The organism is Actinoplanes sp. CA-015351, from assembly GCF_050955685.1.
In the GTDB taxonomy this organism is placed as follows: Bacteria; Actinomycetota; Actinomycetes; order Mycobacteriales; family Micromonosporaceae; genus Actinoplanes.
Window position 1 is genome coordinate 3,886,508 of sequence record NZ_CP192102.1, and the last position, 13,786, is coordinate 3,900,293.

The 13,786-nt window shown below is 68.4% G+C and carries 14 protein-coding genes and 4 tRNA genes; 10 read left to right on the forward strand and 8 right to left on the reverse strand.

All coding sequences use genetic code 11. The features are described 5' to 3' along the window. Nucleotides 1-58: 58 nt before the first annotated feature. Nucleotides 59-1,162 (reverse strand): NADAR family protein, encoded by a 1,104-nt coding sequence (locus ACQP2E_RS17685; protein WP_433833015.1) that lies wholly within the window; start codon nt 1,160-1,162, stop codon nt 59-61. Between the two features lie 153 nt (nt 1,163-1,315). Here ACQP2E_RS17685 and ACQP2E_RS17690 point away from each other — a divergent pair. The 3 genes from ACQP2E_RS17690 (at nt 1,316) to ACQP2E_RS17700 (ending at nt 1,545) form a co-directional block, all read left to right on the forward strand. Next, nucleotides 1,316-1,389: transfer RNA gene (locus ACQP2E_RS17690), tRNA-Met, on the forward strand. After that, nucleotides 1,390-1,463, forward strand: a tRNA-Val gene (locus ACQP2E_RS17695). 5 nt (nt 1,464-1,468) lie between these two features. After that, nucleotides 1,469-1,545, forward strand: a tRNA-Glu gene (locus ACQP2E_RS17700). 27 nt (nt 1,546-1,572) lie between these two features. On the opposite strand, the gene ACQP2E_RS17705 is transcribed toward ACQP2E_RS17700, so the two are convergent. Then, nucleotides 1,573-2,136: a TetR/AcrR family transcriptional regulator gene (locus ACQP2E_RS17705; protein ID WP_433833017.1), complete on the reverse strand. Its 564-nt coding sequence runs from the start codon at nt 2,134-2,136 to the stop codon at nt 1,573-1,575. A gap of 80 nt (nt 2,137-2,216) precedes the next feature. On the opposite strand from ACQP2E_RS17705, the gene ACQP2E_RS17710 reads away from it, so the two are divergent. Beyond that, the gene (locus ACQP2E_RS17710; protein ID WP_433833019.1) at nt 2,217-3,077 is read left to right on the forward strand and encodes an enoyl-CoA hydratase/isomerase family protein; all 861 of its coding nucleotides are present in this window, start codon (nt 2,217-2,219) and stop codon (nt 3,075-3,077) included. A 41-nt stretch (nt 3,078-3,118) separates the two neighbouring features. Beyond that, nucleotides 3,119-3,199: transfer RNA gene (locus ACQP2E_RS17715), tRNA-Tyr, on the forward strand. Nucleotides 3,200-3,202: 3 nt separating this feature from the next. Here the strand turns inward: ACQP2E_RS17715 and ACQP2E_RS17720 are convergent. Next, entirely contained in the window at nt 3,203-3,787 is a 585-nt protein-coding gene (locus ACQP2E_RS17720; RefSeq protein WP_433833021.1) for a TetR/AcrR family transcriptional regulator, read from the reverse strand. A gap of 125 nt (nt 3,788-3,912) precedes the next feature. On the opposite strand from ACQP2E_RS17720, the gene ACQP2E_RS17725 reads away from it, so the two are divergent. Continuing rightward, a complete protein-coding gene (locus ACQP2E_RS17725) occupies nt 3,913-4,647 on the forward strand; it encodes an SDR family NAD(P)-dependent oxidoreductase (RefSeq protein WP_433833023.1) in 735 nt (244 codons plus the stop codon). Here the strand turns inward: ACQP2E_RS17725 and ACQP2E_RS17730 are convergent. Beyond that, nucleotides 4,640-5,464 (reverse strand): tyrosine-protein phosphatase, encoded by an 825-nt coding sequence (locus ACQP2E_RS17730; RefSeq protein WP_433833025.1) that lies wholly within the window; start codon nt 5,462-5,464, stop codon nt 4,640-4,642. The genes ACQP2E_RS17725 and ACQP2E_RS17730 overlap by 8 nt on opposite strands. Before the next feature lie 136 nt (nt 5,465-5,600). Here ACQP2E_RS17730 and ACQP2E_RS17735 point away from each other — a divergent pair, with 136 nt between their 5' ends. Next, a complete protein-coding gene (locus ACQP2E_RS17735; RefSeq protein WP_433833027.1) occupies nt 5,601-6,218 on the forward strand; it encodes a TetR/AcrR family transcriptional regulator in 618 nt (205 codons plus the stop codon). A gap of 10 nt (nt 6,219-6,228) precedes the next feature. On the opposite strand, the gene ACQP2E_RS17740 is transcribed toward ACQP2E_RS17735, so the two are convergent. Next, nucleotides 6,229-7,488 (reverse strand): MFS transporter, encoded by a 1,260-nt coding sequence (locus ACQP2E_RS17740; RefSeq protein ID WP_433833029.1) that lies wholly within the window; start codon nt 7,486-7,488, stop codon nt 6,229-6,231. Continuing rightward, complete coding sequence (locus tag ACQP2E_RS17745; RefSeq protein WP_433833031.1) at nt 7,485-8,180, reverse strand: ArsR/SmtB family transcription factor; 696 nt, start codon at nt 8,178-8,180, stop codon at nt 7,485-7,487. The genes ACQP2E_RS17740 and ACQP2E_RS17745 overlap by 4 nt, the downstream gene beginning before the upstream one ends. A 76-nt stretch (nt 8,181-8,256) precedes the next feature. Here ACQP2E_RS17745 and ACQP2E_RS17750 point away from each other — a divergent pair, with 76 nt between their 5' ends. Continuing rightward, entirely contained in the window at nt 8,257-8,451 is a 195-nt protein-coding gene (locus ACQP2E_RS17750) for a helix-turn-helix transcriptional regulator (protein ID WP_433833033.1), read from the forward strand. A 156-nt stretch (nt 8,452-8,607) separates the two neighbouring features. Next, nucleotides 8,608-11,016, forward strand: a complete 2,409-nt coding sequence (gene rph / locus ACQP2E_RS17755) for a rifamycin-inactivating phosphotransferase (protein WP_433833035.1) — start codon at nt 8,608-8,610, stop codon at nt 11,014-11,016. 1 nt (nt 11,017) lies between these two features. Here the strand turns inward: rph and ACQP2E_RS17760 are convergent, their stop codons facing one another. After that, nucleotides 11,018-11,704, reverse strand: coding sequence for an SDR family NAD(P)-dependent oxidoreductase (locus ACQP2E_RS17760; protein WP_433833037.1), 687 nt, complete (start codon nt 11,702-11,704; stop codon nt 11,018-11,020). Nucleotides 11,705-11,790: 86 nt separating this feature from the next. Between ACQP2E_RS17760 and ACQP2E_RS17765 the strand changes: the two genes are divergently transcribed. Further along, complete coding sequence (locus ACQP2E_RS17765) at nt 11,791-12,606, forward strand: helix-turn-helix transcriptional regulator (RefSeq protein WP_433833039.1); 816 nt, start codon at nt 11,791-11,793, stop codon at nt 12,604-12,606. Here ACQP2E_RS17765 and ACQP2E_RS17770 read toward each other — a convergent pair. Then, on the reverse strand, nt 12,576-13,652 hold the full coding sequence (locus tag ACQP2E_RS17770; protein WP_433833948.1) for an LCP family protein: 1,077 nt from the start codon (nt 13,650-13,652) through the stop codon (nt 12,576-12,578). The two genes, ACQP2E_RS17765 and ACQP2E_RS17770, sit on opposite strands and share 31 nt — an antisense overlap. Nucleotides 13,653-13,786: the final 134 nt, after the last annotated feature.

Below are 13,786 nucleotides of genomic sequence, written 5' to 3' on the forward strand. Positions count from 1 at the left end.
CGGTGTTCGGCGGCGACGGCCGTGCGGCAACCGGACGAGAAGCCGCGTGCCTGACCGGCTATGGGGCGAAGCCCGCTCGTTCTGCCACGATCTCGGACCGGACAAGTTCGAGCAGCCGACCGAGCCAATTGCGACCCTTCGTGCCACCGCTCCAATACGCCGAGCTGATGTTGTACTCGATGCGGGCATCGCCGGTCGCGACGAGTACGGCCGCGAGTTCCGGGTGCTGGCTGAACTTGGCATGCAAGATTGCACGCATAGCGGCCAGGCGAAGGTGAGGCCAATCTGGCCGGAGCGGCGCCTGGCCGACGGCGCGCTCGACGCTGAGGGCCATTGCGGTGCGATGGATCGCTGCGCGGGTGCTCTCATCAGTGGTAGCCAGCGCCCAGTAGGCGTGCACGGCGCTGGCGTAGGTGTCGCCGCCGATGTCGATCGTGGTCGGGTACTCGTTGCGCAGGCACTCGATTCCTGGCTCTGTTCGCCACTTGCCGGGGATCGATGCCAGCTTGACCGTGGGATCCTGCGCCTGCTTCGGGCCGTCAATGGGGCGGGATTCGGTCCATTCCTTGACTGATCTCTGCCGTTCGTCGAAGTACTCGTGGGCCTCGGCGTGCATCGCCTCCGTTACGAGCTCGTCGTGGGTGGTGTGTTCCCCGACGGGTGTGCATAGCACCCGCAACGGCTGGTCTTTCGCATCCATGTCGCCGAGCGCATAGTGCCGCATATGCTCGGGAACAGCCAGGTAGGCCGCACGTAGCAGTTGCCGGTCCGTTTCCAGCCGAGTTTCCAGGTATCGGTCCAACGCCTGCAGACAGCGGCCTGTGGAGTCGGGCCGATCATTGAGGTGATCGATCTCGTCGGCGACCTCTCCGAGGAGTTCCTCTGCTGTCACCCAGATCTGCGGCTCGTCGAAGCGCCAGCTCGCGAGGTGGTGAGCCGAGGCTTCCATGCCGGGTTCGAGATGCGTGGCGACCCACCCCGACTCCAGCTTCTGTCGTAGCCCGTCGAGATCTACCCAGTCCCAGCAGTCGATCGCACCGTCAGCGAAGATCAGTAGGTCCGTCAGGAAGTAGCTCGGACCGTTGCGGATGAAAATCGGCCGCCAGGTGCCCTCGATTTGTTCACCGTCGACGACCCGATACGTCCTCTTGTTCAACGCCACCGGCGCAGTGTAGGCCGTTCCTGACTAGCTGATCTTGCGCGGATCGCCGTCATCGCGCCGGCTCCTCCCGCCGGTCGGATCTGGTCAGTGATGTGCGGCGTAGCGACGGCGAGTTTCACGATCGCCGAGTTCGCGGAGGGACGCTCAGCTGTGGGAAGTGGCGCAGTCAGGAAGCGCGCCGGGCTCATAACCCGGAGGTCACCCGTTCGAATCGGGTATCCGCTCCCGTCCGGCTAGCTCAGCTGGTCAGAGCACCGCCTCGACACGGCGGGGGCCGCTGGTTCGAATCCAGCGCCGGACACGCGGGGAGCCGTCGACTAAACGGTCAGGTCGCCGTCCTTTCAAGTCGGAAGGTGCGGGTTCGAATCCCGTCGGCTCTACCACCGCAGATGGGCGGGATGGCGGTTTGTTCAGGCGAAGATCCCTGCCGTCGTCATCGTTACCCGGCGTCGCGCCTTCGCCTCGTCGTCACCGAACCGGTCGATGCCCCAGGACAGGGCGAGGACCATTTCGAAGACTTCGTTCGCGGTGATCTCGCTGGCCACGTCGCCTGCCTTCTTGGCGGTGTCCAGCAGGACGCCGCCCCGCTCCACCAGCGGCGCGTTCGCCGAGTGCAGTGGCGAGGCGTCGTCCTGGTGCGCGGTGGCGAGGCAGGCCGGCAGGTCGTGCCAGATCCGCATGCCCCAGCTCACTCGCACCAGCCACTCGCGGAGTGCCTCGCCCGGCGGCAGCGCGCGGGACAACTCGTCGGCCTCCTTCAGCGCCTGGATGAAGAAGCCCTCGATGACCGCGGCCAGCAGGTCGTCGCGGGTGGGGAAGTTTCGGTAGAGGGTGGCGTTGCCGACCCCGGCGCGCACTGCGATCGCGTCGAGCGAGGCGAACACTCCGTCCTCCTCGAACGCTTCGCGCGCTGCGGCCAGGATCGCGTCGCGGTTGCGCTGCGCGTCGGCGCGAAGCGGGCGTGCTTTGACCAAGGTCACTCCCCATTGACTAAGTGGGGACAGTCCCCACAAACTCTTAGCGGGGAGGCTCCCCAGTTATTGAAGGAGTTTATATGACCTACGACGACTTGGCCGGTCTGCGGATCACGGTGGAGAACGGTGTCGCGGCCGTCACCCTCGACCACCCGCCGCTGAACCTGATGGACGGCGTCCTGCTGCCGTCATTGCGCGGCTTCGTCAACCGGGTGCGCCACGACACCGACGTCCGGGTCATCGTTTTTGACAGCGCCGACCCGGAATTCTTCAGCGCGCACGGCGACATGGCGTACCTCACCGACCCGGCTGCGCTGCCCGCCGCCACTGCCGCCGCGATCGCCGCAGCGCCGGACGTACCCGTCCCGGACGGCATGAACATCCTGGAGGCCATGAGCGACGAGGTGCGCAGCCTCCCGCAGGTCACCATCGGCAAGCTCGCTGGCTTCGCCCGGGGTGCCGGCAACGAGTTTCTCCTGTACCTCGACATGAGGTTCGCGGCGATCGGCCGGTCCGGCCAGGCCCAGCCCGAGGCCGTGATGGACATCCTTCCCGGCGGCGGCGGAACGGTGAACATGGCCCGCCTGCTCGGCCGGGAACGCGCCCTGGAACTGCTTCTCGGCAGCGAACTGGTCGGCGCCGAGCTGGCCGAGCGTTACGGCCTGGTCAACCGTGCGGTCCCCGCCGACGAGATCGACGCCTTCGTCGACCGGCTGGCGCGCAGGATCGCCCGCCTGCGCCCCGAGGTCGTCGCCGCCATCAAGGCCACCGTCGAAACCATCACCCCGAAAATCCCCCGCCAGGCGTACGCCGTGGAGAACGCCGCCCTGTTCTCCCTGTTCACCGAAGACATGGTCGCGTCGGCCCATAAGCAGCTCGCCGCGGGCGTACAGACGCGAGAGGGCGAACGCGACCTGGAGCGCATCCTCGACAGTCTCTGATCAGCGACCGCCCACGAGGTTCGACTCCGCCCGATCGCCCCGCGGGAGCGCCGACGCCGGAGAGTCGGGCCTGCCTGTAAAGCAGGTGCATCGCTGAGTGGGTTCGAATCCCACCTCCCGCACGCTTATGCCATTTTCATTGTTGAGGCCGGGATGGCGTTGTCGACGAGGACGGCGGCGATGGCGGCGGCGGTGGTGAACGCTTCGGTGTTGAGGACCCGGCCTCGGGCCGAGGCGCCGTCCAGCAGCAGCGCCAGTTGCTCGCCCAGCTGTTCGGGGTCGTCAGCGCCGGCCTCGCGGGCGGCGTCGGTGAGCCGGGCGGCGAAGGCCAGTTTGTAGTCACGGGCGTGTACGCGCGCCGCATGGCCCGGATCGGGGATCTCGACGGCCGCCGCGATGAACGGGCACAGGGGCGAGTGCACGTCGAACACGGCGAGCAGTCGTTCGCGAGGTGTGAGGTCGGTGCGGCCGAACACTTCGGGCAGGACATCCGGGTCGAACCGGCGCAGGCACTCGGCGATCAGCTCGTCCTTGCCGGTGAAGTGCTGGTAGAGCGTGCGCTTGGACACCTCGGCGACCGCGCAGAGCTGGTCCATGCCGGTGCTGTTGATGCCCTGTTCGCGAAACAGTTGTTCGGACGCGCTCAGGATGCGCTCCCGTGCGCCCCTGCCGCGGCGCAGGCCTCGCGGACCCTTCTCCAGCTCTGTCACCTCCGCAGCTTAGCCCATTTGGGTACCGATCGGTGTGCATAGCTTGCGGCCTCCGCGACCGGCCGCTAGGTTAAGTACGCAGATCGGTGTACATAGCATCGGCGCGGCAGGTGAATGGAGTACTCGTGGGAAAGCTCGACGGCAAGGTTGCGGTGATCACCGGCGCGACAAGCGGGATGGCATTGGCCGGTGCGAAGTTGTTCGTCGACGAAGGGGCGCACGTCTTCATCTCGGGCCGGCGCCAGGACGCGCTGGACGAAGCCGTGAAGCTGATCGGCCGGAACGTCACCGCCGTGCGGGCCGACTCAGCCGATCTCGATGATCTGGACCGGCTGTTCGCGACCGTCAAACAGGAAAAGGGCACGATCGATGTGCTGTGGGCCAGTGCCGGCACGGGCGAGCAGGGCACGCTCGGCGAGATCACCGAGAAGCAGTTCGACGCCGCCTTCTCACTGAACGCGCGCGGCACGCTGTTCACGGTCCAGAAGGCGCTGCCGCTGTTCAACGACGGCGGTTCGATTCTCATGACCGGGTCGAACGCGTCGCTGCGGGGATACCCGAATTGGAGCGTGTACGCCGCGAGCAAGGCCGTGCTTCCGGCGTACGCACGGGTGTGGGTCTCTGAATTGAGGGACCGGCGCATCCGGGTGAACGTGCTGACGCCCGGCCAGGTCGCCTCGCCGATGATGGAGGGGGTGATGGACGCGCAGATGAAGGCGCAGTTCGAATCGGTGATCCCGCGGCGGGAAATGGGCCGCCCCGGGGAGATCGCGTCGGTCGCGCTGTTCCTCGCGTCGGACGACTCGAGTTACGTCAACGGCATGGAATTGGTCGCCGACGGCGGCACCACCGTCATCTGAGGTGGGACCCGTCATGGCCACCATCAGCGGCATCGGCCCGGGGGTCGCCGGCGATGCGCGCGCGCAGGGCGCTGAGGTCGGCGTCGGAGAGGCCGCCGCCGCGCAGATATTCACCTGAGCCGCCACGCTCGTCGAGCCATGCGAAAGCGGCCTTTATCGCCTCCGGCGGTGTGGCGGTGACCAGGTCCGTGATCGCCGGGATGAGAGGTGCTCCCCAGGACTTCAGGCGCGCCAGCATGTGTTCGGTCCACTCGCCGGCGAGATTCGTTTCGCTGAGGACGTAGTCGGCGATGACAGCGCCGCGGTCCGCGCCCGCCGCGTCGAGCAGCAGGGCCACGGCCACGCCGGTGCGGTCCTTGCCGGCCGTGCAGTGCAGGAGCACGCCTCCGTGGGTTTCGTCGGACGGCCTGGCGACGAGCCGGGCGACCTCGGCAAAGGTTCCGGCGGCCGAGCCGAGCATCCGGATGTAGATGTCCGCCAGCGAGGGGAGGCGCGCGAAGACCTGTCGCATCGCGGCCTCGTCGAGGCCGGCCGCTGACGGCATGCCCGTCAGTGAGCCGTCGAGCAGCGGTAGTTCCACGGTGGCGAAGTGGCGTGCCGTGCCGATCCGGTTCGGCGCGCCGGTCTTCTCGAAGTCGCTGCGGAAGTCGACGATCGTACCGATCGGGCTCGCCGTCAGGGTGCGGATGCCGTCGTCGGTGGTGCCGGCGAGGGCGTCCGACCGGTACAGCACTCCGGCGCGCGTGGAGCCGCCCGCGGTGAGCGGGATGCCTCCGGTGTCCCTGGAGTTGTAGGTTCCGGCGATGATCGCGCTCACGCGACCTCCTGTTATCTGATGACGGCAGCCCGGTCGGCGAGGGTCCAAACCTAGTGGCGACTAAGTTAGTCGGTAGATCAGGTATTCGTCCAGGTCCACCGGCATCACCTGAGACGACATCTCGTACGGTTTCGGGGTGGAAAGCTCAGAGCCTCCCCCCAGCGGCGATCACCGGCTGGCCCGCGGTGACGCACGGCGAAACCGGATCCTCGTCGCCGCCACCGACGAGTTCGGCCGCAAAGGGTACGAGAGCACCCGGATCGCCGACATCGCCCGGTCGGCCGGGGTGACGGACGCCGGGGTGCTGCACCACTTCGCCACCAAGCACGACCTCTTCATGGCCGTCGTCGAGCGCCGTGAAGAGGTCTACCAGGCGATCAAGCTGCCTTCCGACTCGGTGCGCGCCCTGTTCGACGAATTCATCGCTGTCGTGCGTCTCGCCGCGCAGGAGCCTGACCTGCTGCGATTCCGGGTCATGCTCACCGGCGCCTCGCGCATCGAGGGTCATCCGGTGCAGGGCCGCGCCCGGCGCAACCTCGAGGCCGCGCTGGATACGCTGGTCCCCTTCGTACGCACGCGCATCACCGCGGGGGAGATCGCCGAGGGTACGGATCCGCAGCAGCTCGTCCTGGAACTGCTCGCCCTCAACGAGGGCATCCGCGACCAGTGGTCAACGCTTCCCGACCGGATCGACTACGTCGCCGTGTTCACGGCCGCCGCCAACGGGCTCTACGAGAGGGTACGCGCGCGGTAAACCACGAGCGTCACAACAGGTCGGCGGTGTCCCGTCGAACGGAGCCGTCGTCCGCGGCAGCACCGCGCAGCGCCGCCTCGACCCGGCGGTTGTTGGTCATCGTCGCCGTGACGGCAGTCATGGTGAGCAGGAGGCCGGCGGCGGCGTACAGCGGGGTGCGCACGTCGGACGTGGCGGCCAGCCAGCCACCGAGGAAGGCGCCGAACGGGGCGGCGCACATGGCGAGCATGCGGGACGTCGAGGTGACCCGGCCCATCAGGTGTGCGGGGACGATCGCCTGCCGGAGGGAGGGGGCGAGCACCATGGTGGCGCCCATGCCCGCTCCGCAGACGGCGAGCGCGACACCGGCGGCGTACGGATTCGGGGCGGAGGCAAGCCCAAGAATAGCGAACCCTTCGACCGCGGCCGTGCAGGTCAGCGCGGTCCCGGTGCCGAGTCGCCGGCTGAGGAAGGAAGCGATGCCCGCGCCGAGTAGACCGCCGGTGGCCTCCGCGGTAAGGAGCAGGCCGAAGCCGAAGGTGGCGAGGCCGAGACGGTCGTGCGCGAAGAGCGCGAGGACGGTCTCCACGGCGACGAAAGCGATGTTCCCGACCGCCGGCCGCAACGCGAGGCCCAGCAGCAACCGGTCCCGGAAGACGTACGCGGCGCCGGCCCGGGCCTGCCGCAGCAGCGACTCACGGGCCGGCGATACGGGCCGGGACGTGGCGGGCAGCGACCGGACGAGCAGTGCGGAGAGTGCGAACGACACCGCGTCGGCGACCAGCGGAACCGACCGCCCGAGCGCGAGCAGGGCACTGCCCGCAGGCGGCCCCACGAAGCCGGACGCGGCGGTCTGGGTGGTTCGCAGGCGGGCGTTGGCGCGTTCCAGCAGCGCGGGGTCGCGGCCGAGCAGATCCGGCAGATAGGCCGTGGCGGCCGTGTCGAAGAAGAGTCCGCCGACGCCGAGCAGGAAGGCGACGGCCGCGAGCAGCGGAATGCTCAGCACGTCGAGCACGGCGGCCCCCGCCGGAATCGCCAGCAGCACCGCACGCGCCGCGTCCGTGACCCACATCGTGCGCCGGCGGTCCCAGCGGTCCACCAGCGCACCGCCGAGCACGCCGAACAACAGCCATGGCAGCGTCCCGGCGGCCGTGACGACGGCAAGCGCCATCGGATCCCGGGTCAGCGTCAGCGCGAGCAGCGGCAGCGCGGCATGCATCACCCCGTCACCGAGCGAGGAAATCGTCTGCGCGGTCCACAGCCGGTTGAAGCCGGTCGGCAACGTCGTCATTTCGCCTCCCGCTCGGCCCGCGCAGGCCGCGCCGGCCGGAACAGCGCGAAGACGAGTGACACGTCCGGCAGCGACGAATCGGACAGCTTCCGGTATTCGTCCGCCAGGGCCTGCAACCGCGCACCCAGCTCTGCGAACTGCTCCTCGGTGAGCCGCAGATGCGCCATCCGGACCTGCCGCTCGCCATCGGCCGGCGCGGCCTCCAGGTCTGCCACGGCATGCCGCATCAGCACATCGGGGCCGCCCTCACCCGGGTCCGGCAGCTCGATGGACCGTGCGGCCATCGCGTAGTAGCGCTCGATGACCCCACGGACTTTCCGGGTTCGAACCACCGTCACCAGGCCGGCCCGTTCCAGCAGCCGCACGTGGTAGCTGGAACTTCCCTTCGCCAGGCCCACGCGCTCGGCGATCTGCGTGATCGTCGCGGGCTCGAAGCGCAGCACCGCCATGATCCGGTGGCGCGTGAGATTGGAGACGGCGCGTAACTGCTCGTCCGTGGTGACGTGGAATGTCTCGGGAAGCTCATCGTCAGGCATACGCTCAATGGTCAACGTTTCTTGACCATTGAGCAAGGCATTGACCGTGATCTTCTTCGGTGGGTGTGTGCTCAGTGGAGCTGAATCACCATGGCGGGGAGCCAGGTGCCACATCAGCGCGCACAGCGTCGCGGTGCCCGCCATCGCGATGAGCACGAGGGGTTACGGCGTCACCGTGTGGACAGCGCGTCTGTGCGACGGCAGGGTGACAGTCTGGCTTATGGTCGATGGCATGGCCTTTGACCTCATGGGCGCCCACGAGATCGGTGAACGGCTGAATGGGATCAGCCGGCAGCGCGTTTATCAGCTGACCAGCGGTGACGACTTCCCCGCCCCGGTCGCCGCTTTGGCGCAGGGCAAGCTGTGGCTCGCGTCCGAAGTGGAAGCCTGGATAGCCGCCCGCCCACGCCCACCCCGGCCCCGATGAGCACCGGCGATGCCCTGAGATAGAACGCGAAAAGGCAAGGAGAATGATCTCCCTGCCATGTTCAACATATATCGCACCAGGGGGCTTGCGGCAAGACCCCTGCTTTGCCGAAGAATCGTCGCTCGGACTGGCACCGTGGTTTCGGGGGGATTCGCGATGATGGAGCAATACGTGATCGACCTGGATCAGGTCGACGAGACACAGGTCGCGCTGGTCGGCGGCAAGGGCGCGAACCTGGGCGCGCTGACCCGCCTCGACGGTGTCGAGGTGCCCGCCGGCTTCTGCGTGACGACACACGCCTTCCGGCGGGTGGTGCCACCGGTACTGAAAGACGGCCTCACCATCCCGGACGATCTCGCCGCCGCGATCACCAGCAAGATCGAGCCGGGTGCTGCCTACGCCGTCCGGTCCAGCGCCACCGCCGAGGACCTCCCGGCGGCCTCGTTCGCCGGCCAGCACGACAGCTACCTCGACATCGTCGGCCCGGCCGAGATCCTGCGGCACGTCACCCTCTGCTGGGCGTCGCTGTTCACCGGCCGCGCGGTCGCCTACCGCGAGCACCACCACATCGACCAAGACACGGTCGCGATGGCCGTCGTCGTCCAGAAGATGGTCGTTCCGCAGGCGTCCGGCGTGCTCTTCACCGCCGACCCGCTCACCGGCAACCGCCGGACCAGCTCGGTGGAGGCCGTCCCCGGGCTCGGCGAGGACCTGGTCGCCGGCCGGGTCAACCCTGACCTGTTCACCGTGCGCGACGACACGATTGTCACCCGGACGCACGCCGGCGGCACACCCGCGCTCACCGACGACCAGGTCCGAGCGCTGACCCACCTGGGCCGCCGCATCGAGGCCCACTTCGGCCGCCCGCAGGACATCGAGTGGTGCCTGGCCGGCGGCGGTTTCCAGATCGTGCAGAGCCGCCCGATCACCACCCTCTTCCCGACACCTCAAACCCCAGATCAAGACCCTCATGTGTACGTCTCCGTGGGCCACCAGCAGATGATGACCGACGCGATGAAGCCGCTCGGGTGGTCGATGTGGCAGCGCACGGCGATGGCTCCGATGCAGGAGGCCGGCGGCCGGCTGTTCGTCGACGTGACCCGCGCCCTGGGTACCCCGTCGAAGCGCGACGGGCTCCTGGAGGTGATGGGCAAGGGTGATCCGGCCGTGGCCGACGCACTGCGAACTGTCCTCGATGCGGGGTTCGTTCCCGCGTACCCGGAAGTGGGTCTTGAAGGACCGCCGCATGGCGGCGGAAGTGCGCAGATCTCCACCGATCCGGCCATCGTCGCGGAGTTGATCGTGCGCAGCGAGGCGGACATCGTGGCGCTGCGGCGGGAGATCGCGGGGAAGTCCGGGACGGCGCTGTTCGAGTTCCTGCTGGCGGCGTTCGAAGGGCACAAGCGGTTCTTGTCGGATTCGCTGAGCATTCAGGCGATCATGGCGGGGATGGGTGCCACCTGGTGGCTCAACGACAGGCTGGCCGAGTGGCTGGGTGAGACGAACGCGGCCGACACGCTGACGCTGTCGGCGCCCGGCAACATCACCTCGGAGATGGGGCTGGCGCTGCTTGACCTCGCCGATGTGATCCGGGAGTTTCCGCAGGTGGTGGAGTTCTTGGCGTCGGCCGGCGACGACTTCCTGGAGAAGCTGCCGACGGTCGCGGGCGGTGCCCAGGCGCGCGAGGCCATCGAGGGCTATCTTGATCGGTACGGAATGCGGTGCGTCGGCGAGATCGACATCACCCGGCCGCGGTGGAGTGAGCGCCCGGCCACCCTGATCCCGGTGATTCTGGACAGCGTCAAGAACGGGGAGCGAGGCGCGGCCGGGCGGCGGTTCGAACAGGGCCGGCAGCGGGCGTCGGCGAAGGCGCAGGAGGTCCTCGAACGGCTGCGCGCGCTGCCGGACGGGGAGAGCAAGGCCGCCGAGACGTCGGCGATGATCGAGCGATTGCGGACGTTCATCGGCTATCGGGAATATCCAAAATATTGGATCGTGTGCCGGTATTTCGTGTACAAGCAAGCGTTGCTGGCCGAGGCCGCCCGGGTCTTTCCCGACCCGGAGGATGCGTTCTTCCTGACCTTCGACGAGTTCCACGAGGTGGTGCGGGGGAAAGAGCCGGCCCGTGACCTGGTCCGCCAGCGCAGGGATCAGTTCCGGACGTTCGAGACGCTGACCACGCCCCGGGTGCTCACCTCCGACGGCGAGGCCGTGATGGGGTCCTACCAGCGTGACGACGTGCCGGAGGGCGCCCTGGTCGGCCTGCCGGTCTCGGCCGGCACCGTCGAGGGCCGGGCCCGGGTCGTTCTCGACATGGCGAAGACGGAACTCGAAGCGGGTGACATCCTGGTCACCACCTATACCGACCCGAGCTGGACGCCGGTGCTGGTCGCCGTCGCGGGCCTGGTCACCGAGGTCGGCGGCCTGATGACGCACGGGGCGGTGATCGCCCGGGAGTACGGACTACCCGCCGTCGTCGGCGTGGAGCACGCCACCCGCCTGATCCAGGACGGTCAGCGGATCCGGGTGCACGGCGCCGGCGGGTACGTCGAACTGATGCCCTGAGTCACCAGGGGAGTGGGCCGTGCCGGTCGGAGAACGTGCCGGTCGGCCCGGCCGTGGCGAGCGCCACGATGATGTCGCTGCCCTCGGTCACCGTCTGCGGCCCGGAGTGACCGTTCAGGTCGGTGGCCGTCCAGCCCGGGTCCACCGCGTTGATCCGCAGCTCCGGCAGGAACTGGGCGTACATCGTCGTCAGCATGTTCAGCGCCACCTTGCTGGCCGAGTACCCGAGCGACGGGATCGAGCGCTCCACCCGTGCCTCGTCGGCGCGTACCCCGAAGGACCCGAGCCCGCTGCTGACGTTGACGACGACCGGGGCATCCGACTCGCGCAGCAGCGGCAGGAACGCGTGCATCGTGCGGACCACGCCGACCGTGTTCGTGTTCAGCACCGACAGCACCTCGGGGGCGTCGAACTTCTCCAGGTCGCCGATCATGCCGGCGATCCCGGCGTTGTTGATCAGCACGTCCAGGCCGCCGAACCGTACCCTCAGATCGGCCGCGGCAGCGGCCACCGACGCGTCGGAGGTGACGTCGAGGGTGACCCAGTCGACGCCGAGGGCCTCGGCGGCCTGCCGGGTCCGGCCGGCGTCGCGTCCGCCGATGACGACGCGGTGGCCGAGTTCGGCGAGCCGCCGGGCCGTCTCGTGGCCGAGGCCCTTGTTGCCGCCAGTGATCAATGTTGTGGTCATGCACCGACCGTGACACGGCCGGCGGTCGGCTGGGTAGCGACGCTGGTACCACCCAGCCGCGCGGACGCCGGATTACAGTGGGCCGGATGAACTTCGCATCGCTGCTGCGCGCGTGGCGTGACCGTCTCCAGCCCGGCGACGCCGGCATTCCGGTCGGGCAGCGCCGTACCCGGGGCCTGCGCCGCGAGGAGGTGGCGATGCTGGCCGGGTTGTCGGTGGACTATCTGGTCCAGCTGGAGCAGGGCCGCGCCGATCACCCGTCGGAGCAGGTCGTCGCCGCCCTGGCCCGGGTGCTGCAGCTGTCCGAGCTGGAGCGCGGCCAGCTGTACGTCGCGGCCGGTCTCCCGGCGCCGCTGCCGGCCACGGTGCCGACCCACATCCCGGACAGCGTGTCCCGCATGGTGGCCAGGATGTCCGACGCGGCGGTCGGCGTCTACACCTCGTACTGGCGGCTGCTGACCGCCAACCCGGCCTGGGAGGCGCTGCTGGGCGAAGCCGGCCCGGACCGAAACCTGATCCGGGAGGAGTTCGCCGGCAGCCGGCTCTGCGCGGTACGAACCCCGGCCGAACGCGAATATCTGCAGCGGGCGCTGGTGTCCGACCTGCGGGCCACCCGCATCCGGTACCCCGAGGACCCCGCCGTGCTCGCGCTGATCGCCGAGCTGGAGAACGCCAGCGAGCCGTTCGCCCGGATGTGGGCCGACGGCGTGCTGGTCGAGGACCGCAGCAAGCTCAAGACCTTCGAGCACCCGGTCGTCGGATCGGTCACCCTCGACTGTGACATCTTCACTGTGGTCGGCACCGACCTGCGGATCCTGGCGTACACGGCCGCGCCCGGCACCGAGGACGCGGCCCGTTTCGAGCGGATCCGTCAGCTGTCCTTGTTCACCAGCGTGGGGTGATCGATCAGGAACGACGCCACCCGGTCGGCCTTGACCGCGTCGAAGAACTGCTGGGCCAGGTCGGCCGGGACGAACTCCTCGCCGAGGTACTTGTCGGTGCCCGGCACGTACTTGCCGCCGCCGGGCAGCTTGACCGTCACCATGTCGTCGACGTTGATGCCCTTGAGCGCCATCGCCCACTCGATCGGGCCGTTGCCGCCACCGGCGAACGTCAGCGACTCACCGGCCGCGTCCAGGATCTTCGTCATCTTGCCGACGTCGGTCATGACGTCCTTGCTGAGCGCCTCTTTGGCCATCGCCTTGATGAACTGCTGCTGGTGGCGCTGCCGGTCGTAATCGGTCATCGGCGGACCGCCCTTGAACTCGTACCGCTGCCGGACGTAGTCCAGCGCCTGCCAGGGCTGCAGGCGTACCGGCTTGGTGCTCTTCTTGTAGTAAGCCTGAGGCCCGGTGTAAGGGTGATCGCAGTTGCTGCTGATCGGGCAGCTGCGCAGCCGGGGCCGCTGGGTGCCCTCCGGCGTCAGGTGCTCCGACTTCACGTCCATGTCGATCGTCATGGAGACGCCGCCGAGCGCCTCGACGATCTTCTTGAAGCCGCCGAAGTTGATGATCGCGGCCGCGTCGAAGTCCTTGATCCCGGTGTAGTTGGTGACCGTCTTGGCCAGCACCTGGAACCCGTTCACCACGTCGATCTTGCCGTTGACCTGGCTGCCGAGCGCCATCGCCGAGTTGATTTTGTTGCTGTGCGCGCGGAGCCCGGACTTCTCGTCCGCCGCGATCTCCACATAGAGGTCACGGGGGATCGAGAACAGGTACGCCGTACTCATGTCCTTGGGGATGTGGGCGATCAGGATCGAGTCCGACAGCGGCGGGGTCGTCGCCTTCCGCGGGTCGATGCCGACCAGCAGGATGGTGAGCGGGCCCTTGATGTCCTTCTTGCCGGCCTTCGCCGCACCCGTGTCCAGCAGCGCGTCGTTGGTGATGTCACCGGTGTACTTGGACAGCAGGCTCTGACCGGCCACCAGCGTGCCGCCGCTGGCGAACATCAGCACGCAGCCGGCGATGGCACAGATCCGCGTCCACAGCGGCGCGCGGTTCAAGACGGACTTAGCCAACGTTTCCCCCACCGGCTGCTCTGGCATCGAGCACGCATGATTCCATGTCCGTTCAACTGGGCCCG